This window comes from Microbacterium sp., from assembly GCF_049661145.1.
Taxonomy (GTDB): Bacteria; Actinomycetota; Actinomycetes; order Actinomycetales; family Microbacteriaceae; genus Microbacterium.
Genome location: NZ_JBASZT010000260.1, coordinates 1 through 2,831, shown reverse-complemented (window position 1 = coordinate 2,831; position 2,831 = coordinate 1). Strand labels below are relative to the sequence as shown.

3 protein-coding genes are annotated in these 2,831 nt (G+C 70.5%); all 3 read left to right on the top strand.

The features are described 5' to 3' along the window. Window positions 1-56 precede the first annotated feature (56 nt). Complete coding sequence (locus tag WBP48_RS11155; protein WP_424440397.1) at window positions 57-1,349, top strand: magnesium transporter MgtE N-terminal domain-containing protein; 1,293 nt, start codon at window positions 57-59, stop codon at window positions 1,347-1,349. Further along, complete coding sequence (locus WBP48_RS11150; protein ID WP_424440400.1) at window positions 1,349-1,894, top strand: DUF1003 domain-containing protein; 546 nt, start codon at window positions 1,349-1,351, stop codon at window positions 1,892-1,894. Before WBP48_RS11155 ends, WBP48_RS11150 begins: the two co-directional genes overlap by 1 nt. Beyond that, window positions 1,891-2,831, top strand: a 941-nt coding sequence (locus tag WBP48_RS11145; protein WP_424440394.1) for a P-loop NTPase, incomplete at its 3' end; no start/stop codon positions are given. The genes WBP48_RS11150 and WBP48_RS11145, both read left to right, overlap by 4 nt.

Sequence of the window (2,831 nt, the reverse complement as noted above, 5' to 3'; positions counted from 1 at the left end):
GAGGCGGGAGACGCGCCGGCCGTGTCGCCGTGGGAGTCCCGGACTACGCTGGACGAGTGAGTACGCAGAGGGTTTTCGTGGCACGCCTGGTGGGCTGCACCGTTTTCGACCCCGCGGGCGACCGGCTCGGCAAGGTCCGGGACGTCGTCGTCATCTACCGAAAAGACGATCCGCCGCGCGTCGTGGGCCTCGTCGTCGAGATCCCCGGCCGCCGCCACGTGTTCCTGTCGATCGGCCGCGTCACCTCCATCCAGGCCGGGCAGGTCATCACGACCGGCCTCATGAACGTCCGCCGCTTCCAGCAGCGCGGCGGCGAGGTCCGCGTCATGACCGAACTCCTCGGTCGTAAGGTGTACTTCACCGATGGTTCGGGCCACGCCGTCATCGAGGATGCCGCGATCGAGCGCGATCGCCTCGGAGAGTGGGACATCGGGCAGCTGTTCCTGCGCAAGCCCAAGACGAGCGCCTCTCCGTTCGCGAAGGGTCCCACGACGTTCGCGAACTGGTCCGACGTGCGTGAGAACCTCTCCTCGGGAGAGGCGCAGTCGGCCGAGCAGCTCGTCGCGACCTACTCGGAGCTCAAGCCCGCCGACCTCGCCAACACACTGCTCGACCTGCCGGAGGAGCGCCTCCTCGAGGTCGCCGAAGAGTTGAGCGACGATCGCCTCGCGGACGCGCTCGAGGAGATGCCCGAAGAGGACCAGGTGCACATTCTCGAGGCGCTCGGCGATGAGCGCGCCGCCGACATCCTCGACCAGATGGAACCCGACGACGCCGCCGACGTGCTCGCCCAGCTGCCGGAGGATCAGCGCGAAGAACTGCTCGAGCTCATGGAGCCCGAAGAGGCCGAGGACGTGCGCGCCCTGCTGAAATACGGGCCCGACACCGCCGGCGGCCTCATGACGAGTGAGCCGATCGTGCTGTCCGCGGACGCGACGGTCGCCGAAGCGCTCGCCCTCATCCGCCGCCACGAATTGCACCCGGCGTTGGCGGCCGCCGTCTTCGTCACCCTGCCGCCGTACGAGACCCCCACGGGGCGGCTGCTCGGCACGGTGCACTTTCAGCGGATGCTCCGCTACCCGCCGCACGAGCGCCTCGGCGCGATCATCGACGACACGGTCGATCCGGTGCAGGCCACGGCGTCGGCGGCCGAGGTCGCGCGGCTGCTGGCCAGCTACAACCTCGTCTCGGTCCCGGTGGTCGACCAGGCGCATCGGCTCGTCGGCGCCGTCAGCATCGACGACGTGCTGGACTACCTGCTGCCCGAGGACTGGCGTTCGCATGACGGTGATGCGGATGCCGCGGCATCCGTAGGTGCGGCGGTCCTGCGGACGGGGGTGCGACGGTGATGGCGCGCGCCTCGCGGAAGGTCGCCCTCGATGCCCCTCGCGGGCGGACCGGGGTGCTTTCGCGCACCCCGCAGCCCTCGCGCGACCGATTCGGTCGCTTCACGGAGTGGATCGCGCGCGCCATGGGCACGCCCACCTTCCTGCTGATGCTCACGCTGTTCTGCGCTGTCTGGATGACCTACACGATCATCGCCGAGGCGCACGACTGGTGGCGGTTCGACTCCGCGCAGCTGGGGTTCACCGCGCTGACCCTCATCCTCTCGCTGCAGGCGTCGTATGCCGCTCCGCTCATCCTGCTCGCGCAGAACCGGCAGGACGACCGCGACCGCGTGCAGATCGAGCAGGACCGCCAGCGCGCCGAGCGCAACCTCGCCGACACCGAGTACCTCGCCCGCGAGGTGGTGGCGCTGCGCATGGCGCTCACCGACGTGTCGGGGCAGGTCGTGACGCGCGAAGTGCTGCGGCAGGAGCTGAGGGCGCTGCTGGAGCAACTCGACGAGGATCACGCCGCCCGCGGGCCGGACACCGCCGCCCATCAGGAATGAGCGTCCCCGGCGGCGACCTCACCGACGCGGTGCGCTCAGCGGTCGGCGCCGTCGCCGACCCGGAGCTGCGCCGCCCGCTCGCCGAGCTCGACATGATCCGCGATGTCGATGTTCATGGCGGCGTGGCGTGTGTGCAGATCGCGCTGACGATCGTCGGGTGCCCCGCCGCCGACCGTATCTCCCGCGAGGTGCAGGATGCCGCGGCTTCCGTCCCCGGGATCGCCCGAGTCGAGCTGTCGGTGGGGGTCATGACAGCGTCCGAGCGGCAGGTGCTCACCGAACGGCTGCGCGGCGGGCGCCCCGCCCGCACGATGCCTTTCGGCCCCGACTCGCTGACGCGCGTGATCGCGGTCACGAGCGGCAAGGGGGGTGTCGGCAAGTCGACGCTCACCTCGAATCTTGCCGTGGCGCTCGCGGCGCGAGGCCTCGCGGTCGGCCTCATCGACGCCGACGTGCACGGCTTCTCGATCCCGGGCCTGTTGGGACTCGTGGGCGAGGACGGCCGTCCCCCTGCACCGACACGCCTCGACGATCTGATCCTGCCTCCGGTCGCCTATGACGTGAAGACGATCTCGATCGGCATGTTCCTCCCCCGCGATCAGCCGCCCTCGGCGGCCGTCGCCTGGCGTGGACCGATGCTGCACCGCACCGTGTCGCAGTTTCTCACGGACGTGTACTTCGGCGACCTCGACATCCTCCTCATCGACATGCCGCCGGGCACCGGCGACGTCGCGATCTCCGTCGGGCAGCTCCTCCCCCACGCCGACGTGATCGTCGTCACGACGCCGCAGACCGCGGCATCCGACGTTGCCGTACGCAGCGGCCTGGTCGCCGCGCAGACCGGCCAACGCGTGATCGGCGTCGTGGAGAACATGGCCGCGATGGCCCTGCCCGACGGCACGAGCCTCGACCTGTTCGGCACCGGCGGGGGCGCCGC

Bases quoted from the DNA above. Each gene is read 5' to 3' on its own strand.
- WBP48_RS11150 (WP_424440400.1), top strand. From the start codon at position 1,349: ATGGCGCGCGCCTCGCGGAAGGTCGCCCTCGATGCCCCTCGCGGGCGG.